This window comes from uncultured Cellulomonas sp., from assembly GCF_947494015.1.
Classification (GTDB): Bacteria; Actinomycetota; Actinomycetes; order Actinomycetales; family Cellulomonadaceae; genus Pengzhenrongella.
In genome coordinates, this window is record NZ_CANLTL010000002.1 from 1 (window position 1) to 18,999 (window position 18,999).

At 77.6% G+C, this 18,999-nt stretch carries 14 protein-coding genes; 9 read left to right on the plus strand and 5 right to left on the minus strand.

The window, feature by feature from the left end; genetic code table 11:
- A partial coding sequence (locus Q0840_RS01895) for an LCP family protein (protein ID WP_367183054.1) occupies nucleotides 1–1,302 on the plus strand: 1,302 nt, incomplete at its 5' end.
- Here Q0840_RS01895 and Q0840_RS01900 read toward each other — a convergent pair.
- Entirely contained in the window at nucleotides 1,250–2,509 is a 1,260-nt protein-coding gene (locus Q0840_RS01900) for an acyltransferase (RefSeq protein ID WP_298455539.1), read from the minus strand. The genes Q0840_RS01895 and Q0840_RS01900 overlap by 53 nt on opposite strands.
- Before the next feature lie 154 nt (nucleotides 2,510–2,663).
- Between Q0840_RS01900 and Q0840_RS01905 the strand changes: the two genes are divergently transcribed.
- From Q0840_RS01905 to Q0840_RS01915, 3 genes are all read left to right on the plus strand, one after another.
- Entirely contained in the window at nucleotides 2,664–3,326 is a 663-nt protein-coding gene (locus Q0840_RS01905; RefSeq protein ID WP_298455543.1) for a DUF2975 domain-containing protein, read from the plus strand.
- The gene (locus Q0840_RS01910; RefSeq protein WP_298455545.1) at nucleotides 3,323–3,577 is read left to right on the plus strand and encodes a helix-turn-helix transcriptional regulator; all 255 of its coding nucleotides are present in this window, start codon (nucleotides 3,323–3,325) and stop codon (nucleotides 3,575–3,577) included. Before Q0840_RS01905 ends, Q0840_RS01910 begins: the two co-directional genes overlap by 4 nt.
- Nucleotides 3,578–3,787: 210 nt before the next feature.
- Complete coding sequence (locus tag Q0840_RS01915; protein ID WP_298455547.1) at nucleotides 3,788–4,438, plus strand: DedA family protein; 651 nt, start codon at nucleotides 3,788–3,790, stop codon at nucleotides 4,436–4,438.
- A 16-nt stretch (nucleotides 4,439–4,454) separates the two neighbouring features.
- Here Q0840_RS01915 and purE read toward each other — a convergent pair whose 3' ends face one another.
- The 4 genes from purE to Q0840_RS01935 all read right to left on the minus strand — a co-directional run bounded on the left by purE (nucleotide 4,455) and on the right by Q0840_RS01935 (nucleotide 8,252).
- Nucleotides 4,455–4,982: a 5-(carboxyamino)imidazole ribonucleotide mutase gene (purE, locus tag Q0840_RS01920; protein ID WP_298455549.1), complete on the minus strand. Its 528-nt coding sequence runs from the start codon at nucleotides 4,980–4,982 to the stop codon at nucleotides 4,455–4,457.
- Complete coding sequence (locus Q0840_RS01925; RefSeq protein WP_298455552.1) at nucleotides 4,979–6,157, minus strand: 5-(carboxyamino)imidazole ribonucleotide synthase; 1,179 nt, start codon at nucleotides 6,155–6,157, stop codon at nucleotides 4,979–4,981. Before Q0840_RS01925 ends, purE begins: the two co-directional genes overlap by 4 nt.
- 70 nt (nucleotides 6,158–6,227) lie before the next feature.
- Complete coding sequence (locus Q0840_RS01930) at nucleotides 6,228–7,556, minus strand: ATP-binding protein (RefSeq protein ID WP_298455555.1); 1,329 nt, start codon at nucleotides 7,554–7,556, stop codon at nucleotides 6,228–6,230.
- Between the two features lie 3 nt (nucleotides 7,557–7,559).
- The gene (locus Q0840_RS01935; protein ID WP_298455558.1) at nucleotides 7,560–8,252 is read right to left on the minus strand and encodes a response regulator transcription factor; all 693 of its coding nucleotides are present in this window, start codon (nucleotides 8,250–8,252) and stop codon (nucleotides 7,560–7,562) included.
- A 153-nt stretch (nucleotides 8,253–8,405) separates the two neighbouring features.
- Here Q0840_RS01935 and Q0840_RS01940 point away from each other — a divergent pair, with 153 nt between their 5' ends.
- The 5 genes from Q0840_RS01940 (at nucleotide 8,406) to Q0840_RS01960 (ending at nucleotide 18,994) form a co-directional block, all read left to right on the plus strand.
- The gene (locus Q0840_RS01940) at nucleotides 8,406–9,614 is read left to right on the plus strand and encodes a sensor histidine kinase (protein ID WP_298455561.1); all 1,209 of its coding nucleotides are present in this window, start codon (nucleotides 8,406–8,408) and stop codon (nucleotides 9,612–9,614) included.
- A gap of 69 nt (nucleotides 9,615–9,683) precedes the next feature.
- Nucleotides 9,684–10,421, plus strand: a complete 738-nt coding sequence (locus Q0840_RS01945) for a response regulator transcription factor (RefSeq protein WP_298455565.1) — start codon at nucleotides 9,684–9,686, stop codon at nucleotides 10,419–10,421.
- 261 nt (nucleotides 10,422–10,682) lie between these two features.
- Complete coding sequence (locus Q0840_RS01950; protein ID WP_298456550.1) at nucleotides 10,683–11,438, plus strand: ABC transporter ATP-binding protein; 756 nt, start codon at nucleotides 10,683–10,685, stop codon at nucleotides 11,436–11,438.
- Nucleotides 11,438–14,113 (plus strand): ABC transporter permease, encoded by a 2,676-nt coding sequence (locus tag Q0840_RS01955; RefSeq protein ID WP_298455567.1) that lies wholly within the window; start codon nucleotides 11,438–11,440, stop codon nucleotides 14,111–14,113. Before Q0840_RS01950 ends, Q0840_RS01955 begins: the two co-directional genes overlap by 1 nt.
- Nucleotides 14,114–14,203: 90 nt before the next feature.
- Nucleotides 14,204–18,994, plus strand: a complete 4,791-nt coding sequence (locus tag Q0840_RS01960; RefSeq protein ID WP_298455569.1) for an FtsK/SpoIIIE domain-containing protein — start codon at nucleotides 14,204–14,206, stop codon at nucleotides 18,992–18,994.
- Nucleotides 18,995–18,999 lie beyond the last annotated feature (5 nt).

Sequence of the window (18,999 nt, forward strand, 5' to 3'; positions counted from 1 at the left end):
GGGGCCGGCGGCGCCCAGCCCGGAGCCGTCCCGCCGAGCTTCACCCCGGCCGGCGGCGCCCGCCCGTCGGCCGACGACGCCGTGCCGGTCGGCCGGGTCTCCTCGGGTCGCCCGGCACCGGTCCGGTCCTCGACCACCGCGGCGCGCCCGGCGCCGGCCCGTCCGGCGGCCGTGCGACCGGCGGCCCCGCGCTCGGTCGCCCCGCAGCCGGTCGCCCCGCAGCCGGTCACCCCGTCCGGACCGGGCGCCGCGGCGACCGGTGACGGCGGCGCCGCCGGTGGTGCGCCGCCCCGGACCGGCACGTCCACCGCGCGGCCGGCCGGTGACGCCCGGGGGCACCGGCGGCGCCTGGCCCTGGTCGCCGCGGTCGTCGCGGTCGCGCTGCTGGCGTGGCCGATCGGCCTGCTGGTCTGGGCGAACGGCAAGATCCAGCACGTGGACGCGCTCACCGCGACGCCGGACACCCCCGGCACCACGTACCTGCTCGCCGGGTCGGACTCGCGCGGCGGTGAGGGCGGCATCGCCGAGGACGGGACCGAGGGCGCCCGCACGGACACCATCATGGTGCTGCACGTGCCCCCGAGCGGCCCCGCGGCCCTGATCTCCCTGCCCCGCGACACCCTCACCCAGATCCCCGGCCAGGGCGCCGGCAAGCTCAACGCGGCGTACTCCTGGGGTGGCGCGCCGCTGCTCGTGCAGTCCGTGGAGGGCCTGACCGGCCTGCACGTCGACCACTACGTCGAGGTCGGCCTCGGCGGGGTGTCGCAGGTGGTCGACGCCGTCGGTGGCGTCGAGCTGTGCCTGGACCCCGCCGTGAACCAGGTGTCGTTCCCGCTGGACGACCCGGACTCCGGCCTGACGTGGGCCGAGCCCGGCTGCCAGGTGGTCGACGGCAGGACGGCGCTGGCGTTCGCGCGCATGCGCAAGGCCGACCGCGAGGGCGACATCGGCCGCGCCAAGCGCCAGCAGCAGCTCATCGCCGCGCTGTCGTCGACCGCGGCCGGGCCGTCGCTCGTGGTGAACCCGCTGCGTCAGGTGTCCCTCGTGGATGCAGGCCTGGGCGCCCTGCAGGTGAGCGAGCGCACGGGCATCATCGACCTCGCGCGGCTCGCGCTGGCCTTCCGCAGCGCGACCGGCCCGGACGGGATCCGCGGCACCCCGCCGATCGCGGACGCCGACTACCGCCCCGGTGGCCTCGGGTCCACGGTGCTGCTGGACCCCGACGCGGCCCCGGGCTTCTTCACCGCCGTCATGAACGGGACGCTGCCGGCGGGACCGGTCGGCGGACTGCCGACCGGCTGACGTCCCGGCGGACGGGGCGGTCCAGCACCGGCCCGGGCCGCGGCGCCCGCCCGTCCCGGGCCGGCGCGACCCGGGCTCGGGCCGTGCCCCCGGCGCGCTCGAGGCCGCTGCGCACGGCCCTGCGCAGCGGTGGCCCGATCCGGCGCTCCACGCCGTGGTGCACGGCCGCAGCCAGCGCGAGGCTGAACCCGGTGGCGAGCCCGAGCGCCGCCCAGGTGGGCACGACGTCGCGCACGTGCACGATGACCCACCAGCCCCAGTGCTCGTGCAGCAGGTACAGCGGGTAGGTCAGCGACCCGGCCACGGTGAGCCAGCGCCAGCGCAGCCGCGCGAGCGGGGTGAGGGTCACCGCCGCGACGAGCCCGACGCAGGCGACCACGAGCACCCCGAGCACGACCGCCGACGGCGCCTCGTGGGTGTTGCGAGCCTGCTGGGCGAGCTGGTGCGGGACGACCACCCAGACCGAGGCGGCCACGTTGGCGAGCACGAGCGCCCAGGGCACCCGCGAGTGCCCCTCGCGGAACACGACGTACAGCATCATCCCGGCCGCGAACAGCGGCGCGTACCCCGAGACGAGCAGCTCGCGGAGCCAGTGCGGCCCGACGGCGTCGGCGACGAGCGCGGCGGCGGGCCACCCGGCGGCGAACACCAGCAGGCGGCGGCGCGTGAGGCCGACCGCCACCAGGACGAGCACGATGGCGTAGAACCGCAGCTCGGTCCACAGCGTCCAGTAGACGCCGTCGACGTTGCCCACGTCGACCAGGCTCTGCAGCATCGTGAGGTTGACCGCGACCTGACCCGGCGTGACGTCCTTGCCGCCGGGCCACAGCCACAGCAGCAGGGCCCCGGTGAGCAGCACCGAGACCCAGTACGCCGGGTACAGCCGCGCGACCCGCGAGGCGGCGACGTCGGGCACGCTGCGTCCCCACGCGGTCATGAGGATGACGAACCCGCTGATGACGAAGAACAGCTCGGGCCCCAGCGCGGCGTAGACGAGCCACGGCCCCAGCCCGGGGAACACCTCCGACGGCGGCCGGCCCCACGCCTGGGAGTCACGCACGAGGTAGTGGAAGAGCAGCACGCCGACCGCGGCGCCGAACCGCAGCCCGTCCAGCGCCACCAGCCGGGGTCGGGCCACCGCGGGCACGCGGTCGCCGTCGGGGAGCGGCGCCTGCGTGGCCGGGGACGTCACGGTCGTGGCTGCCACCCCTGCACGCTAGGTCGGCTCCGGGCCGCCCGCCCGTCGAGGAGCCGTTGACATATCGACACTCGATATCTAGCGTGCTGCCCGGGCCATATCGACCGTCGATATGGTGGCGGCGACGGGAGCGGCGATGGACCTCAGGCAGCGGTGGCGCGACATGACGTCGGACCCCGTCTACGTCGGCCCGCGCACCACCGAGCTCATCGCCGTGCTGCTGCTCGTGGTCGGCGCGGTGGCCGCCGTCGGCGGCGTGGGCTACGCGGTCAACGGCGCGACGCAGGCCCCCGGCAACGTCCTGGTCCCGGTGGCCGTGCAGCCCTCGGAGCAGCCCGACGGCGTGGGGGTCGGCGCACCCGTCCCCGTCGACGTGGACGGCGTCGACCTGCCGTCCGGGACGTGGCTGCGTGCCTCCGACGACGGCCTGGTGCTCGTCGACTCCACCGGCACGGGCCGGTGGACCGGGTTCCTGGCCCGCGGCGACGCCGCCCTCGGCGGGCTCGCCGTGGGGCTGTGCGCGGTGCTGCTCGCGCCCGTGCTGCGGGCGGTCGCCGGTGGGGAGCCGTTCCGCCGGGGGAACTCGGCCCGCATCGGCTGGACCGCGACCATCGTGCTGCTCGCCGGGATCGTCGCACCGCTGCTGCCGCAGCTCGCCGCGGTGATCGTGCTCGACGGGCTCGGGCTGGTCGGGCCCGGGAGTCCCTTCGTGGTCGGCATGGGATTCGAGCTGGCGCCGGTCGGCGTCGCCGCCCTGCTCTTCGTGGTCGCCGAGGCCTTCCGCCGCGGCACCCAGATCGCCGACGACACCGCGGGACTCGTGTGAGCCCACGCACGGCCGCGCCCGACGACGACGCCGCGGGGCACCGGGTGGTGTGCCACCTCGACGCCCTGCTCGCCGACCGCGACATGACCCTCACCGAGCTCGCCGCCCGCGCCGGCGTGACGGTGGTCAACCTCTCGGTGATGAAGAACGACCGCGCCCGGGCCGTGCGGTTCTCCACCCTGACGGCCGTCTGCGACGCGCTGGGATGCCAGCCGGGCGACCTGTTCAGCGTGGCACCGCCGCGCCGCTGACCCGGTGTGCGCCGTCGCAGGGCGACGCGCCCGTGGCCGCCCGGCTCCCCGGGCCGCCCGGCTCCTCGGGCCGCCCGGCCGCGTCGTTCGTAGGGTGGAGGCCATGACCCCTCGCGGCCCCCTGGGCAGTCAGCCGCCGGTGCCTGCGCAGCTCCTCGCCCCGTCCCCCGCCCCCGCCCCCGCCCCGTCCCCCGCGCCCGACCCCGCCCGATGATCGGCGCGGCCGCCGGAGGTGACCCCGCCGAGCTGACCGGGCTCGCCGGCTGGGTGGTCGACACCATCGACGCGCTCGGGCCCGCCGGGGTCGCGGCGCTGGTCGCGCTGGAGACGGTCTTCCCGCCCATCCCCAGCGAGGTCGTGCTGCCGGTGGCGGGGCTGCTGGCCGGCCAGGGCCGGATGTCCCTGGTCCTGGCGGTGGTCGGCGCCACGATCGGGTCCGTGGTCGGAGCCCTGGTGCTCTACTGGGCCGGCGCGGTGCTCGGTGCGCAGCGGCTGCGGCGGATCGCCGACCGGCTGCCGCTGGTGGACCGGGGCGACGTCGAGCGCGCCGAGGCCTGGTTCGACCGGCACGGCGGCACCGCGGTCCTCATCGGCCGGTGCGTGCCCGTGGTGCGCAGCCTGGTGTCGATCCCGGCCGGTGTGGAGCGGATGCCGCTCGTGCGGTTCGTGGCCTGGACGACCCTGGGCAGCGCCGTCTACAACGCGGCGCTGGTGGCGGCGGGCTACCTCCTGGGCAGTCGGTGGACGGAGATCGGCCGGTACAGCGACGTCATCAACTGGGCGATCTACGCCGCGTTCGCGGTGGGTCTGGCCGTGTTCGTCCGGCGCCGGCTGGGCGAACGGCGTCGCGGGGAGCGCTGAGCACCCCTCGGCGCCGTCAGCCGGCGGCGTCGCCCCCGGACCGCGCGCGCAGCCGCTCGCCCTTGGCCGTCGCCTGGGCGCGCAGGTCGTCCTGGAAGTCCACCATGGCGGCGCGCAGCCGCAGCGCCCCCTCGTCGCCGCCGGCGGCCAGGATCCGCACCGCGAGCAGCCCGGCGTTGCGCGCCCCGCCGATCGACACCGTCGCGACCGGGACACCGGCCGGCATCTGCACGATCGACAGCAGCGAGTCCATCCCGTCCAGGTGCGTGAGCGGCACCGGGACCCCGATCACCGGTAGCGGCGTCACCGCCGCGAGCATCCCCGGCAGGTGCGCCGCTCCCCCGGCGCCCGCCACGACCACCCGCAGCCCCCGACCCGCGGCCTCGCGCCCGTAGGCGATCATCGCCTCGGGCATCCGGTGCGCCGAGACGACGTCGACCTCGACCGGGACGCCGAACTCGCCCAGGACGTCGGCCGCGGCCTGCATCACCGGCCAGTCCGAGTCCGACCCCATGACGATCCCGACCTGCGGCCCGCCGCTCATGCGTCCTCCTCGGTGCTGTCGCCGCGCAGCACCGCCGCGGCGGTGCGGGCCCTCGCCCGGACGTCGTCCAGGTCGTCCCCGGTCACGGTCACGTGGCCGAGCTTGCGTCCGGGCCGGACGTCCTTGCCGTACAGGTGGACCTTGGCGCCGGCGTCGTGCGCGGTCACCGCACCGAGCGCGTCGGCCAGGTCGGCGTGCGAGCTGCCCAGCACGTTGGCCATCACCGACCACCGCTCGCGGGCCCGGGTCTCACCCAGGGGCAGGTCGAGGACGGCCCGCAGATGCTGCTCGAACTGGCTGGTCACCGAGCCGTCGATGGTCCAGTGCCCGGAGTTGTGCGGGCGCATCGCGAGCTCGTTGACCAGCACGGTCGGGGCGCCGTCGGCCCCCGGGACCTCGAACAGCTCGACCGCCAGCACCCCGGTGACGTCGAGCCCCTCGGCGACGGACACCGCGAGCGCGGTCGCCTCACGGGCGAGCCCGGGGTCCAGGTCGGGGGCGGGGGCGACCACCTCGCTGCAGACCCCGTGCCGCTGCACCGACTCCACCACGGGCCAGGCCCGGACCTCTCCGGACGGACGGCGGGCGACGAGCACCGCGAGCTCGCGGGTGAACGGCACCCGCTCCTCGGCGAGCAGCGGGACGCCGCCGTCGGCGAGCGCGGCGAACCAGTCGGCGACGTCCCCGGAGGACCGGACCACGCGCACGCCCTTGCCGTCGTAGCCGCCGCGGGCGGTCTTGACGACGGCGGCCGGCCCGACCTCGGCGAGGAACGCGTCGAGCGCCGCGGCGTCGGGCAGCTCGGTCCAGCGCGGGCACGGCACCCCCAGCGCGGTCAGGCGGCGGCGCATCACGATCTTGTCCTGGGCGTGCACCAGGGCGTGCGCCCCGGGGTGCACGGGATGCCCCTCGGCCACGAGCGCCTCGAGCAGCGCGTTCGGCACGTGCTCGTGCTCGAAGGTCAGCACGTCGGCCGCGGGGGCGGCGGTGACGAGCCCGCGGACGGCGTCGTCGTCGGCCGCGGCGCCGACGGGGGCGTCCCGGACGACCTGCGCCGCCGACGTCGTCGGTGCCTCCACCAGGACCCGCAGGTGCACCCCGAGCGCGGTGGCCGCGGGCACCATCATGCGGGCGAGCTGCCCACCACCGACCACTGCCACCACGGGTGCTGCCACGGAGGGTGAGCGTAGTGGAGCCGTGCCCCGGGGGCGGTCGGCGTCCGCCGGTGCACGCGGGGCAGGACGGCTAGCGGCCGCGCCGCACCCGGCGCGGGGAGATCAGGGATCCCTTCGGCAGCACGAGGTCGGGGTCCAGCGACCGCGGCACGCCGGCGAGGAAGACCGCGAACACGGCGGGTCGGCGCTGCGCGAGCTCCAGCCGCCCGCCGTCGGCGGCGACGAGGTCGCGGGCCAGCGCCAGCCCCAGGCCGGTCCCCGCACCCGAGGTCGCCCCGCGCTCGAAGATCCGCGGCGCGAGCTCGTCCGGGACACCCGCGCCCTCGTCGGCGACCTCGACGACGACGGCGCCGCTCGGACCGCTGGTGCGCGACCGCACCGTGGTGCGGCCGCCGCCGTGCCGCAGCGAGTTCTCCAGCAGGGTCGCCAGCACCTGGGCCAGCGCGCCCGGCGTGGCGAGCACCTGCGCGGTCGCCGACACCTCGATGGTCAGCTCCCGGCCGGCCTGGGCGAAGGTGGGGGCCCACTCCTCCTCCTGCTGGCGGACGACGTCGAGCAGGCGCAGCGCCTCGGTGGTGCCGCCCTGCGCGCGCCGCGACCGCTGCAGCAGGTCGTCGACCACCGTCACCAGCCGCTCCACCTGCTCCAGCGAGATGCGGGCCTCCTCGCGGACCTCGGACTTGTCGGTGGCGAGCATGATCTCCTCGAGCCGCATCGACAGCGCGGTCAGCGGCGTGCGCAGCTGGTGGGACGCGTCCGCGGCGAACTGCCGCTCCGCGGCGAGGCGCCCCGCCATCCGGTCGGCGCTGCGGGCCAGCTCGGCCGCCACGAGGTCGATCTCCTCGACGCCGGACGGCTCGACCTGCGGCCGCACCTGGCCCGAGCCGAGCTGCTCGGCGGACGCGGCCAGGTACACCAGGGGTGCCGCCAGCCGGTTGGCCTGCCACATCGCCATCACGATGCCGGCGCCGAAGGCCACCACCGCCACCACGACGACGGCCGCGACGATCCGCGCGCTGAGGAAGAAGACGTCCCACCAGGAGATGACGACCAGGACCGTCGCGCCGGACTCCGCGGTCGCGACCGCGGACAGCGTCCGGCCCTCGATGGGCTCGCCCGCCCGCAGCTGGGTGCCGTCCGGCAGCAGCACGGTGACCGCGGCGGGCAGCCCGTTGCGCTCCCCGGTGTACCCCTCGAGCGTCGTCGTCGTCACCTCGATGGGTGGCTCGCGCGACGCGCGGAAGTCGATGGCGGCGGCCAGCTGGTCGGCGCGGGTCTGCAGGTCGCGCAGCTCGTTGTCCCGCGCGTACTGCGCCCCGTAGAAGGCCAGCGGGATCCCGAGCAGGACGACGGCGACGGTGACCGCCGCGATCGTCGCCTGCAGGACGCGGCGGCGCACGTCCTACGCCGCCGCGTGCGCGCCGGTCTCGAACCGGAAGCCCATCCCGCGCACGGTGGTCACGTAGCGCGGCGCGTTGGCGTCGTCACCGAGCTTGCGGCGCAGCCAGGACACGTGCATGTCCAGGGTCTTGGTGGAGCCGGACGGGTCGGTGCCCCACACCTCGCGCATGAGCGTCTCGCGGGCCACCACCGTGCCCGAGGCGGCGACCAGCACCCGCAGCAGCTCGAACTCCTTGGCGGTCAGGTGCAGCTCGCGGTCGTTCTGGAACGCCCGGTGCGCCGCGACGTCCACCCGGACGTCCTGCGCGTGCAGCTCGTCCTCGTCGACCGGCTCGCCGTGGGTGCGGCGCAGCAGCGCGCGCACCCGGGCCAGCAGCTCGGCGAGCCGGAACGGCTTGGTCACGTAGTCGTCGGCGCCGGCGTCCAGCCCGACGACGAGGTCGACCTCGTCCGCGCGCGCGGTCAGGACCAGCACCGGGGTGGTCAGCCCCTGGTTGCGGATCGCCCGCGCCACGTCGAGCCCGTCCATGTCCGGCAGACCCAGGTCGAGGACCACGAGGTCGGCGGCCGCCGCGTGGTCCACAGCCCCTTGACCGGTTCCTTGCACGACGACGTCGTAGCCCTCGCGGGACAGCGCGCGAGCCAAAGGCTCGGCAATGGCAGGGTCGTCCTCAGCCAGCAGTACCTGCGTCATTCCGCCATGCTAGGTCACGAGCCGCCCCCGATGGGTCGACCCGTGGGGGGATTGTGCGCCCGGTGTCGCCGGTCCTCCCGGGGGTGGACGGCCGCCCGGCGGGTCCGTCCCCGGTCCGACGAGATGCGCCCCGCCGGTGCCTACGCTGGCGCGATGGGGTGGTGGGAGCGGTCCGACCGGTGGCGTGAGCGGCACGTCTGGCACCTGGACGCCGCCGGGACCGCCGTGTTCGCCCTCGTCGGCCTGGCGGGCACGCTGGTACTGTCCGTGGCGGCCAGCGTCGACGGCCCGCTGTGGGCGGTCGCCGTCGTCGTGCCGCTCGCCTGGCGGCGCACCCGCCCGGTCGCGTCCGTGGTGGGCGTCTACACGGTCGGCCTGCTGCACACGGTCCTGGGCAGCCCGCTGCTGTGGCCCGCCGACATGGCGGTGCTGGTGGCGCTGTACTCGGTCACGGTCTACGGGCCGCGCTGGGCGCACCGCACGGCGGTGGCCGGCGGGATCGTGGGTTCGTTCCTGCTCGGCGTGGCGCTGTACCTCACGACCGGGGCCGCCGACCTCGGCGCCATGATCATCGTGGGCGTCTTCGCCTCGACCGCGTGCGTCGCGGTCTGGGCGTCGGGGTTGGCCAAGCGTGCGCGCCGGGAGACGCTGCTGGCGCTGCGGGACCGCGCCGAACGGCTCGAGGTCGAGCGCGACCAGCAGGCGAGGATCGCCACGTCCGCCGAGCGGGCGCGGATCGCCCGGGAGATGCACGACATCGTCGCGCACTCGCTGTCGGTCGTCGTCGCCCAGGCCGACGGCGGTCGGTACGCCGCCCAGGCGGACCCCGACGCGGCGGGCCGTGCGCTCGGCACGATCGCGGAGACCGGCCGCGCCGCGCTGGCCGACATGCGGCGGCTGCTCGGGGTGCTGCGGACCGCGGACGAGACCGGCGCGGACGGCGACGGCGGCACGGCCGAGCTCGTCCCGCAGCCCGCGGCGCAGGACATCGAGCGCCTCGTCGACAGCATGCGCGCCAGCGGCATGACCGTGTCCCTGGTGCGGATGGGAACCCCGCGCCCGCTGCCGCCGGGCGCCGGGCTGACCGCGTACCGCATCTGCCAGGAGTCGCTGACGAACGTGCTCAAGCACGCGGGGCCGGACCCGTCGGTCACCGTGCTCGTCCAGTGGTCCCCCACCGCCCTGACCGTCGAGGTGACCGACGACGGCCGGGGCGCCGCCGCGACCGGCGACGGCGCCGGGCAGGGGCTGACCGGGATGCGCGAGCGGGCGGCCATGTTCGGCGGGACGGTCACCGCCGGGCCGCGCGCGGGGGGCGGGTTCCGGGTGCGGGCGCGCCTGCCGCTGCCCTCGTCGGCGTGACGCCGGACCGTCCCGACGGCGTCTGCCACCATGGCCGCGCTCGACCCGCCCCCTCTCCCTGGAGCCGCAGTGACCACGCCGCAGACGACCGAGCCGCACCCCGCCCGGGCAGCCGGCCCCGTCCGGATCGCCCTGGTCGACGACCAGCAGCTCGTGCGGGCCGGGTTCCGGATGGTGATCGACTCCCAGCCCGACCTGCAGGTCGTCGCGGAGGCCGGCGACGGCGAGGAGGCGCTGCGCGTGCTGGCCGGGGCCGACGTCGACGTGGTCCTCATGGACGTGCGCATGCCGCGGATGGACGGCCTGGCCGCCACCGCCCGGCTCACCCAGGGGTCACCTGCCGGCGGGGGCGGCACGCGGGTCATCGTGCTGACCACGTTCGACCTGGACGAGTACGTGCTCGCCGCCATCCGCGCCGGCGCGAGCGGCTTCCTGCTCAAGGACGCCCAGCCCGAGGAGATGCTCGCCGCGATCCGCACCGTGCACGCCGGTGACGCGGTGATCGCGCCGTCGAGCACACGCCGCCTGCTCGAGCACCTGGTGACCGCACTGCCCCCGGATTCGCCCGACGACGCCTCCGCCGCGGCCTCCCGGGACGCGCTGGCCGGCCTGACCGACCGCGAGCGGGAGGTGCTCGTGCTCATGGCGCGCGGCCGGTCCAACACCGAGATCGGCCAGGACCTGTTCGTCGCGGAGGCGACCGTCAAGACGCACGTCGGGCGCATCCTGGCCAAGCTCGGCGCCCGGGACCGGGTGCAGGCCGTGGTCGTCGCGTACGAGACCGGCCTGGTCCAGCCCGGGCTGTAGCCCGCCGGTCGCCGCACCCGCCGGTGACCCGCCCGCCGGTGGACGTCGCCACCGGGCCTCCACCCCCGGGATGACGGCCGGACCCGTCCCGGGCCCGATGCCGGCGCGGTGCCCCGGATCGTAGCGTCGGTGACGTACCCCGACACCCATCGCAGGAGCACCGAAGTGGACACCACCGTGTACGTCCCCACCGACCGGACCGGCGCGCAGCCGGACCGCGACCGCACCACCCCCGACGTCCCCGCGGCCCGCGCCCGCACCCTGAGCAAGGTCTACGGAGCCGGCGGCTCGGCCGTGCGCGCGCTGGACGCCGTCGACGTCGACTTCGCCGCCGGTGCCTTCACCGCGATCATGGGTCCGTCGGGGTCCGGCAAGTCGACCCTCATGCACCTGCTGGCGGGGCTGGACACCGCGACGTCGGGCAGCGCCTACCTGGGCACCACCGAGACGACCCGGCTGGGTGACGCCGAGCTCACCCGCCTGCGCCGGGACCGCATCGGCTTCGTCTTCCAGTCCTTCAACCTGCTGCCCATGTTCACCGCCGAGCAGAACATCCTGCTGCCGCTGGAGCTGGCCGGGTCGCGCGTCGACGCCGAGGTGCGGGAGTGGTTCGACACGCTGGTCACCACGCTGGGGCTCGGCGGGCGCCTGACGCACCGCCCGGCCGAGCTGTCCGGCGGCCAGCAGCAGCGGGTCGCGATCGCGCGCGCCCTCATCGCCCGGCCCGAGGTGGTCTTCGCCGACGAGCCGACCGGCAACCTGGACTCCCGGGCCGGGGCCGAGGTGCTCAGCTTCCTGCGGCGCTCGGTCCGCGAGCTCGGCCGGACGGTCATCATGGTGACCCACGACCCCACGGCCGCCGCGTACGCCGACCGCGTCGTCCTGCTCGCCGACGGCCGGATCGCCGGGGACATCGTCGACCCCACGCCCGAGTCGGTGCTCGCCGGGCTGGACGCCCTGCGGTCCCTCGAGGCCCCCGTCCAGGGCACGCCGCAGCGGGACGGGGTGACCCGCTGATGCTGCGCCTCACCCTCGCCCAGATGCGGCGCAGCCTCGGCCGGCTCACGGCCGCGGGTGTCGCCATCGCGATCGGCACCGCGTTCGTGGCCGCGACGCTCATCGCCGGTGCCGTGATCACCCGCACCAGCTACGACGCCGTCGCCGCGTCCTACGCCGACGCCGACCTCGTCGTGACCAGCGACGACAGCGTGTCGGCCGCGACCGTGGAGGCGCTCGCGCAGGGGGACGCGGTCGCCGCGGTCGACGGACGGCTGTCCACGTGGGTCGAGCTGAGCAACGGCTCGCGCCGCACCGTCCAGCAGCTCGTCCCGGTCGCGTCCGACCCCCGACTGGACGCCCAGCGCGTCGTCGACGGCCGCTCACCGGACGAGGCCGGCGAAATCGCTCTGCCGCCCGCGGTCGCGGAGCGGCTCGGTGTCGGGATCGGTGACACCCTGACCGCGCACGTCGGGCAGTGGGCCGACGACGCCCCTGGCGCGCCGGCGGACGGCGCGGCGGCGGACGGCGCGGCGAGCGACCCGGGCGTCGACCCGGGCGTCGACCCGGAGGCCGGACCCCGGTGGGTCGAGCGGACCGAGGAGCTGACCGTCGTCGGCGTCGTGCAGGACCCGTACGGCGCCTACGCCCAGTCCGGCGGCGCCGGCGTGCTCACGCGGGCCGAGCTCGAGCAGTGGGCCGGCGACCAGGCCGTCGACGGCGGGGACCTCACCTACGACAGCGCCGTCGTCGCCCTCGCGGACGGCGCCGACGTCGAGGCCGCCCGCGCCGCCCTCGGCGAGGCGGTCCCCGCGGACGCCACGGTGCGGACCAAGGACGAGCAGGCCCAGGTGATGACCGCCGAGCTGACCGACGGCGCGGACGTGTTCACGGTGATCGTGCTGTGCTTCGCCGCAGTCGCGCTGCTGGTCGCGGCGCTGGTCATCTCCAACACCTTCCAGGTGCTGATCGCGCAGCGGACCCGCACCCTGGCGCTGCTGCGGTGCGTGGGCGCCGACCGCCGCCAGCTGCGCGGGTCGGTCCTGCTCGAGGCCACCCTGCTCGGCCTCGCCGCGTCGCTGGCCGGGCTGCTGCTCGGCACGGGCGCGGCGCAGGCGGCGCTGTGGGCGCTGGGCCGGATGAGCCTCGAGGTGCCGCTGCCGGCCACGGTGAGCATCACGCCCGCCGTCGTGCTGGTGCCACTGCTGGTGGGCACGCTGGTGACCGTGCTGGCCTCGTTCGCCCCGGCGCGCGCGGCGACCCGCGTCGCCCCGCTCGCGGCCCTGCGGCCGGCCGACGCACCGGCCGTCACCCAGCGCCGCAACCGGCCCCGGCTCGTCCTGTCGGTGCTGCTCACGGTCGGCGGCTTCGCGCTGCTCGCGATCGCCGCCGTGTTCGGTCGCAGCCTCGGGGACCTGCTCGGCCCGCTCGTGGGCGTGCTCGGTGGTGCCCTGTCCTTCGTCGGCGTGGTGGTGGGGTCGGTGTTCTGGCTGCCGCGCGTGGTGGGGGCCTGCGGGCGGCTCGTGGGCCGCGGCGGGGCCAGCGCCCGGCTCGCGGCCGCGAACACCGTGCGCAACCCGCGCCGGACCGCCGCCACGAGCACCGCGCTGCTGATCGGCGTCACGCTGGTGACCATGATGAGCACGGGCGCCGCGAGCGCCCGGGTGACCCTGTCCGACGAGCTCGACCGGCAGTTCCCGGTCGATGTCGAGCTGGCCGACGGCGGCGCCGAGCAGGACGGCGCCGCGCCCCTGGTCGGCCCGGCGCTGCTGAGCACGGTCCGGGCGGTCGACGGCGTCGAGCTGGTCACCACGGTGGCCCAGGGCCCGGTGCTGGTGACCGCCACGGACGGGGCGACCGGCTCGGTCACCGCGTCCGCGATCGAGCCCGCCGACGCGACCGCACTGCTGCGCACCCCGTCGATGGTGACCGGCCTGTCGCCGGACACCGTCGTGGTGGCGCAGAGCCTGGCGCAGGACCTCGGGCTGTCCGACGGTGACACGGTGTCGGTCAGCGGGACCGAGACGGACCCGTCGACGGGCGCCGAGACGGCGGCCGGCGACGCGGTGCAGCGCACCGTCGTGGTCACCGAGCTGCCCGGCGGCGTCGCGCTGACGCCGACGACGTTCAGCGCCCTGACGGTCCCGGACGCCCAGGACGTGGCGTGGGCGCGCCTGGCCGACGGGGCGGACCCGTCCCGGGTGGTGCCCGCGATCCAGGACGCGGTGTCGGACACCGCGGTCATGGTGACCGGCGCTGCCGTCGAGCGGGCGCTGTTCGAGGGGATCATCGACACGCTGCTCGCGGTCGTCGTCGGGCTGCTCGCGGTGGCCGTGGTGATCGCGCTCATCGGGGTCGCGAACACCCTGTCGCTGTCGGTGCTCGAGCGGCGCCGGGAGTCGGCGACCCTGCGGGTGATCGGCCTGTCCCGCTCCCAGCTGCGCGGCACGCTCGCGATCGAGGGGGTGCTGATCGCCGGCGTCGGCGCGGTGCTGGGCATCGGGCTCGGCGTGGTGTACGGCTGGGCCGGTGCCGTGACCGTGCTGGGCGTGGTCGGGGACGTGAGCCTCGAGATGCCGTGGGGCGACCTGGCCCTCGTGCTCGCCGTCGCGCTCGCCGCGGGTCTGCTCGCCAGCGTGCTGCCGGCGCGGTCGGCGGCGCGGACGTCCCCGGTCGCGGCGCTGGCGGTCGACTGACCGACCCGCGGGCCTGTGGAGCGGGGGCACGTCCCCGGCTCCACGGGCCCGCGGCGTCGCCGCGTCCGGGGCGGTCGGCACGGTGGACGCGTGCGCCTGACCGTCGCCGGGCACCCCGGCTCCCCCGACGTCGATCTCGACGTGCCCGACGACATCCGGCTGGGCGACCTCCGCCCGCACCTGGCCCGGGCGACCGGCCGGCCCGAGCTCACCGGCACGGCCGGTCGCCCCGGCGTGCGGCTCGCGGTGGACGACGTCGTCCTCGACGACGACCAGGTCACCGGGCACGTGCCGCTGCTGCCCGGCGCGATCGTCCACGTGGGTGCCCGGGCACCGGCCGCGGACCGGCTCGCCCTGCACAGCCGGTGGCACCTGGCGGTGGTCGCCGGTCCCGACGCCGGCGCCCTGGTCGCCCTGGACGGGGCGGTCACGGTCGGCCGCACGGGGCGCGCGAGCGGGCGGCAGCCGCAACTCGCTCTGGCCGACCCGGCCGTCTCCGGCCGCCAGCTGGTCGTGGCACCGGGCCGCCGGTCGCCGGTCGTCCGGGAGGACGGGTCGCGCAACGGGACCGTCCTGGTACGCCGGGGACGGCCGGTCGCGGTGGGGCGTCGCACCGCACGTGCGCGGCGGCTGCGGGACGGTGACCGGCTGCTGGTGGGTGTCAGCACGCTCGAGGTCCGCGCGGGCGCCGCCGTCGACCGGCAGCTCCGGCCGGGCACCGCCCCGCGGCCAGCCCGGACGCCGGCGCGCGGCGCGGGCGCCCTGCCGACCCTGGTCGCACCCACCGCCGGTGCCCTGGTGCTGGCGGCAGCGACGGGCAACCGGATGCTGCTCGGCCTGGCGGCGGTCGGCCCGGTGACCGCGCTGGTCGGGGCGGCGGCCGGCCGGACCGGTCGCCCGGTCGCCCGGTGGCGGGCGCGGCGGCACCCGGCCGCATCGAGGGCCACGCCGGGTGGGGCGACCGGTGCGGTAGCGGATGCCCGGGGCGCGCCGGTCGGGGCGGCCGACGGGGCGGCCGGCGGGGCGGCGGGGTGGGAGCTGGCCGGGCTCGGCGACGACATCGCTCTCCCGTCCCCGGCGGACCTGCGGACCCGGGCGCTGCAGGACCTCGGCGCGGCGGCGGGTGAGGCGCTGCGGGCGCCGGGCGGGCCGGACGCCGGTGTGGGGGTCGGCGGCATCGGCGTCGGCGGCGGCGGCATCGGCGGCGCACCGGGACTCCACTGGGGCGAGCCGCACGGACGCACCCCCGGCCCCGCGCCGGGCTGGTCCGGTCGCAGGCTCGGGACGGGCGCGCTGCGTGCGCTCGCCCCGGACCGCTGCCTCGCCGTGGTGGGGTCGCGCCACACCGCACTCGCGGTGGCGCGCCTGCTGGTCTGCGACGAGGCCGCGGTCCGCCTCGGCCAGGGCACCGGTCCGCCCGGCGCCGGGTCGCACGACCCGCACCATCCGTTCCTCGGCATCCGGGTGCTGGGCGACGCCCGTGCCCCGGACGAGTGGGCGTGGTGCCGGTGGCTGCTGCCCGACGGGATCGAGCCCGGGGACGGGCACCCGGGTACGGCGCTGCTGGTGGTCGACGGGACCGCCGACCCGACCGCACCTGCGGGCACGGCGAGGGCGGCGCCGTCCTGCGGCGAGGGCGCGCGCGACGCGGCGCACCGGCACGCGTCGGCGAGCACGCCCGCACGACGCGGGCGCGGGGACGCCCGCGACCGGGACGACGCCGGAGTCCCCGACCCGGCGCCGATCAGCCGGGCGACCTGGCTCGCCCGGCGCGCGGCGGCCGGAGCGACCGTGCTGGTCGTGGAGTCGGAGGCGGCACGGGTGCCGCCCTGGTGCACCACCGTCCTGCACGTGACGGACGGCGGCCCCACGGTGGGCGTCACCCGGCCCGCGCGTCCCCCGGCGTCGGCCGTGCTGTGCGGGGTGTCGGCGAGCTGGGCCGAGCGCCAGGCCAGGCTGCTGTGCGCGATCGCGTACCGCAGGGCTCGCCGGCCCGCCGGGCCGGGCACGGGGCCGACGCCCATGCCGCCCGACGTCGTCGCCGTCGCCGACCTGCCCGGGATCCCGCCGCCGGACGCCGACGCGGTGCTGCGCCGCTGGGGGCGCGCACCGGGGGCAGGGGTCGGCGCCGGCGACCGCGGGCTGCGGGCACCGCTCGGCGCGGGGCCGGGTGACGTCCCGGTCGAGCTCGACCTCGTGCGCGACGGGCCGCACGCGCTGGTCGCGGGGACGACCGGCGCGGGCAAGAGCGAGCTGCTGCAGACGTGGGTGCTGGCGCTGGCGCTGACCCACTCCCCCGCCGACCTCGCCGTGCTGCTCGTCGACTACAAGGGGGGCGCCGGGCTCGGGGCGTGCACGGGGCTGCCGCACGTCGTCGGGCAGGTGACCGACCTGGACCCGGCCGCGGCCGCCCGTGCGCTGACCGGTCTGCGTGCCGAGCTGCGCCGCCGCGAGCGGCTGCTGGCCGAGCACGGCGCGCCGGACCTCGTGACGCTGCGCGACCGGCAGCCGGGGGCCGCGCCACCGCGGCTGCTGGTCGTCGTGGACGAGTTCCGCGCGCTCGTCGACGACCTGCCGGACTTCGTCCCGGGGCTGCTGCGCGTCGCGGCGCAGGGCCGGTCCCTGGGCGTGCACCTGGTGCTGGCGACCCAGCGACCCGGCGGTGCGGTCGGTGCCGACCTGCGGGCCAACCTCGGCGTGCGGATCGCGCTGCGGGTCACCGACGTCGGGGAGTCGCTCGACGTGCTGGACGTCCCCGACGCCGCGCGCATCGGCCAGCGGCAGGTCGGCCGGGCCCTGCTCCGGCGCGGTCCCGCGCCCCCTGAGCTGCTCCAGGTCGCGCACATCGCGGCCCCACCCCGGTCCCGCGCGGTGCTCGTGCGGCCCGTGGCGCCCCGGTCGTGGTCGCACGCCGGCTCACCGCCACGCCCCCCGGGGGCGCCCTCGGCACCGTGGCCCCTGGGTCCGGGCCACGCCGCGGGCGCGGACCCGGCGGCCGCAGCCGCGCCCGCGACAGCCACGACCCGGGACCCGACCAGAGACCCGACCCGGGACCCGACCAGGGACCCGACCAGGGACCCGACGGCGGCCTGGGTGGCCGCCGCACGCACCGCGGCACACCGGGCGGGTCTGACCCGACCGGCGCCACCGTGGCTGCCCGCGCTGCCGGACCGGGTCCCCGCCGACGCGCTGCACGGGTCCTCGATCCACGGCACCGGCCCCACCACGGAGCCCGTCACCGCCGCCACCACGGCGCACGGCCGGGCGGACGTCACCGCACCCGGCACCGCAGGCAGCACCCCGCTGCCGCCGGCACCGGGCGACGGTGGGCTGCCGTTCGCCCTGGCCGACCTGCCCGCGCAGCAGCGCCGGGCCGTCGTGGTGTGGCGGCCCGGCGACGGACCGCTGCTCGCGGTCGGGGCGTCCGGCTCGGGGCGCACGGCGCTGCTGCGCACGCTCGCCTCGGCGGCGCTCGACCGTGGCTGGCACGTGCACGCGCTGACGACCGGCGGCCCGGTGCTCGACGTGCGGCCCGGTCACCCGGGCGCCGGGACGGAGCTGACCGTCGACGACCCGCTCGGGGCCGCGCGGCTGCTGCAGCAGCTGCGGTCGGCCGCGGCCGCGTCGCCGGTGACGTCCGGCGCCCGGGTGACCGGGCCACCGCCCCCGCCCCGGCTGCTCCTGGTCGACCGGGTGGACGCCGTCCTGTCGGCACTGGGCGAGGTCGCCCGGGGCCGGGCCGCGGACCTGCTGCTCGAGCTCGTGCGCGACGGCCGGCGGCACGGGCTCGCGGTCGCCGCCACCGCGCCCCCCGGGGGGTCGCACACCCTGGCCGCACTCTTCACCGACCGGCTGGTGCTGCCGGTGGGCGACGCGGTCGCGGAGTCGATGGCCGGCGTGCCGCCCGCACTGTGCGGCGGCCGGCGCGGCCCGGGCCGGGCGATCTGGTTGCCCGGCAGCACCACCGTGACGGACGCGCCCGAGCCGGCGGGCGCGGGTGCACCGCGGTGGTGGGAGCCGGCGCTGTGCCAGGTGGCCGTCCCGGCGGCGGCGCCGCCCGCTCCTGCCCGCGGCCCGGCGCCCACCGCGCCGCGGCTGGTGCGCGTCCCGGCCGCGGTCACGGCGGACGCGCTGCGGCGAGCCGTGCGCCGGGAGCCGCGCGGGACCGGTCGCGTCGGCACGACCCGGACCGGGGGCGGCCCGCCCCTCGTCGGGGTGCCGCTCGGGATCGGCGGCGACGACGGCCGCCCCGTCCGGCTCGCGGTCGGCCAGGGCGCCCTGGTCGCCGGTCCGCCGGGATCGGGCCGGTCCACCGCGCTGGCCGTGATCGCTGCCGGGCTGCTCGAGCAGCACCGACCGGTCGTCCTCGTGGCGCACGACGGACCGCTGCGCGCCCTCGGCGAGGCCCGCGCCGCCGACCGCACCTGCGGTCATTCCCTCACCGGGCTGGCCCGCGCGCTGGAGGCGCTGCTCGAGGCGCCGCTCGCCCTGCCGCCCGCCGGGCCGCTCGTGGTGGTGGTCGACGACCTCGACCGCCTCGACGGGGTGGCACCGGGCGCCGCGGCACGGCTGGCCGCCCTCACGACCGACCCCGACGGCGACGACGCCCCCAGCGCGCGGCCGCCGGACGGCGCGTACCCCGTCCTCGTGGTCGCCTCCGCCCAGACCGGCCCGGCATCGATGGCGTTCCGCGGCCTGCTCGGCGGCCTGCGCGCACGTCGGTGCGGTGTGGTGCTCGATCCCGGCGAGCCGGGCAGCGCCGAGGTGTTCGGGGTGGACCTGGCGTGGGCCACGGACCCGGCGCGCCGGCACGCCCCCGGGGCGGGCGCCGTGGTGCACGGCCGCGACGTCGTCCCCGTCCAGCTCGCCGACGGACCCTGACGTGC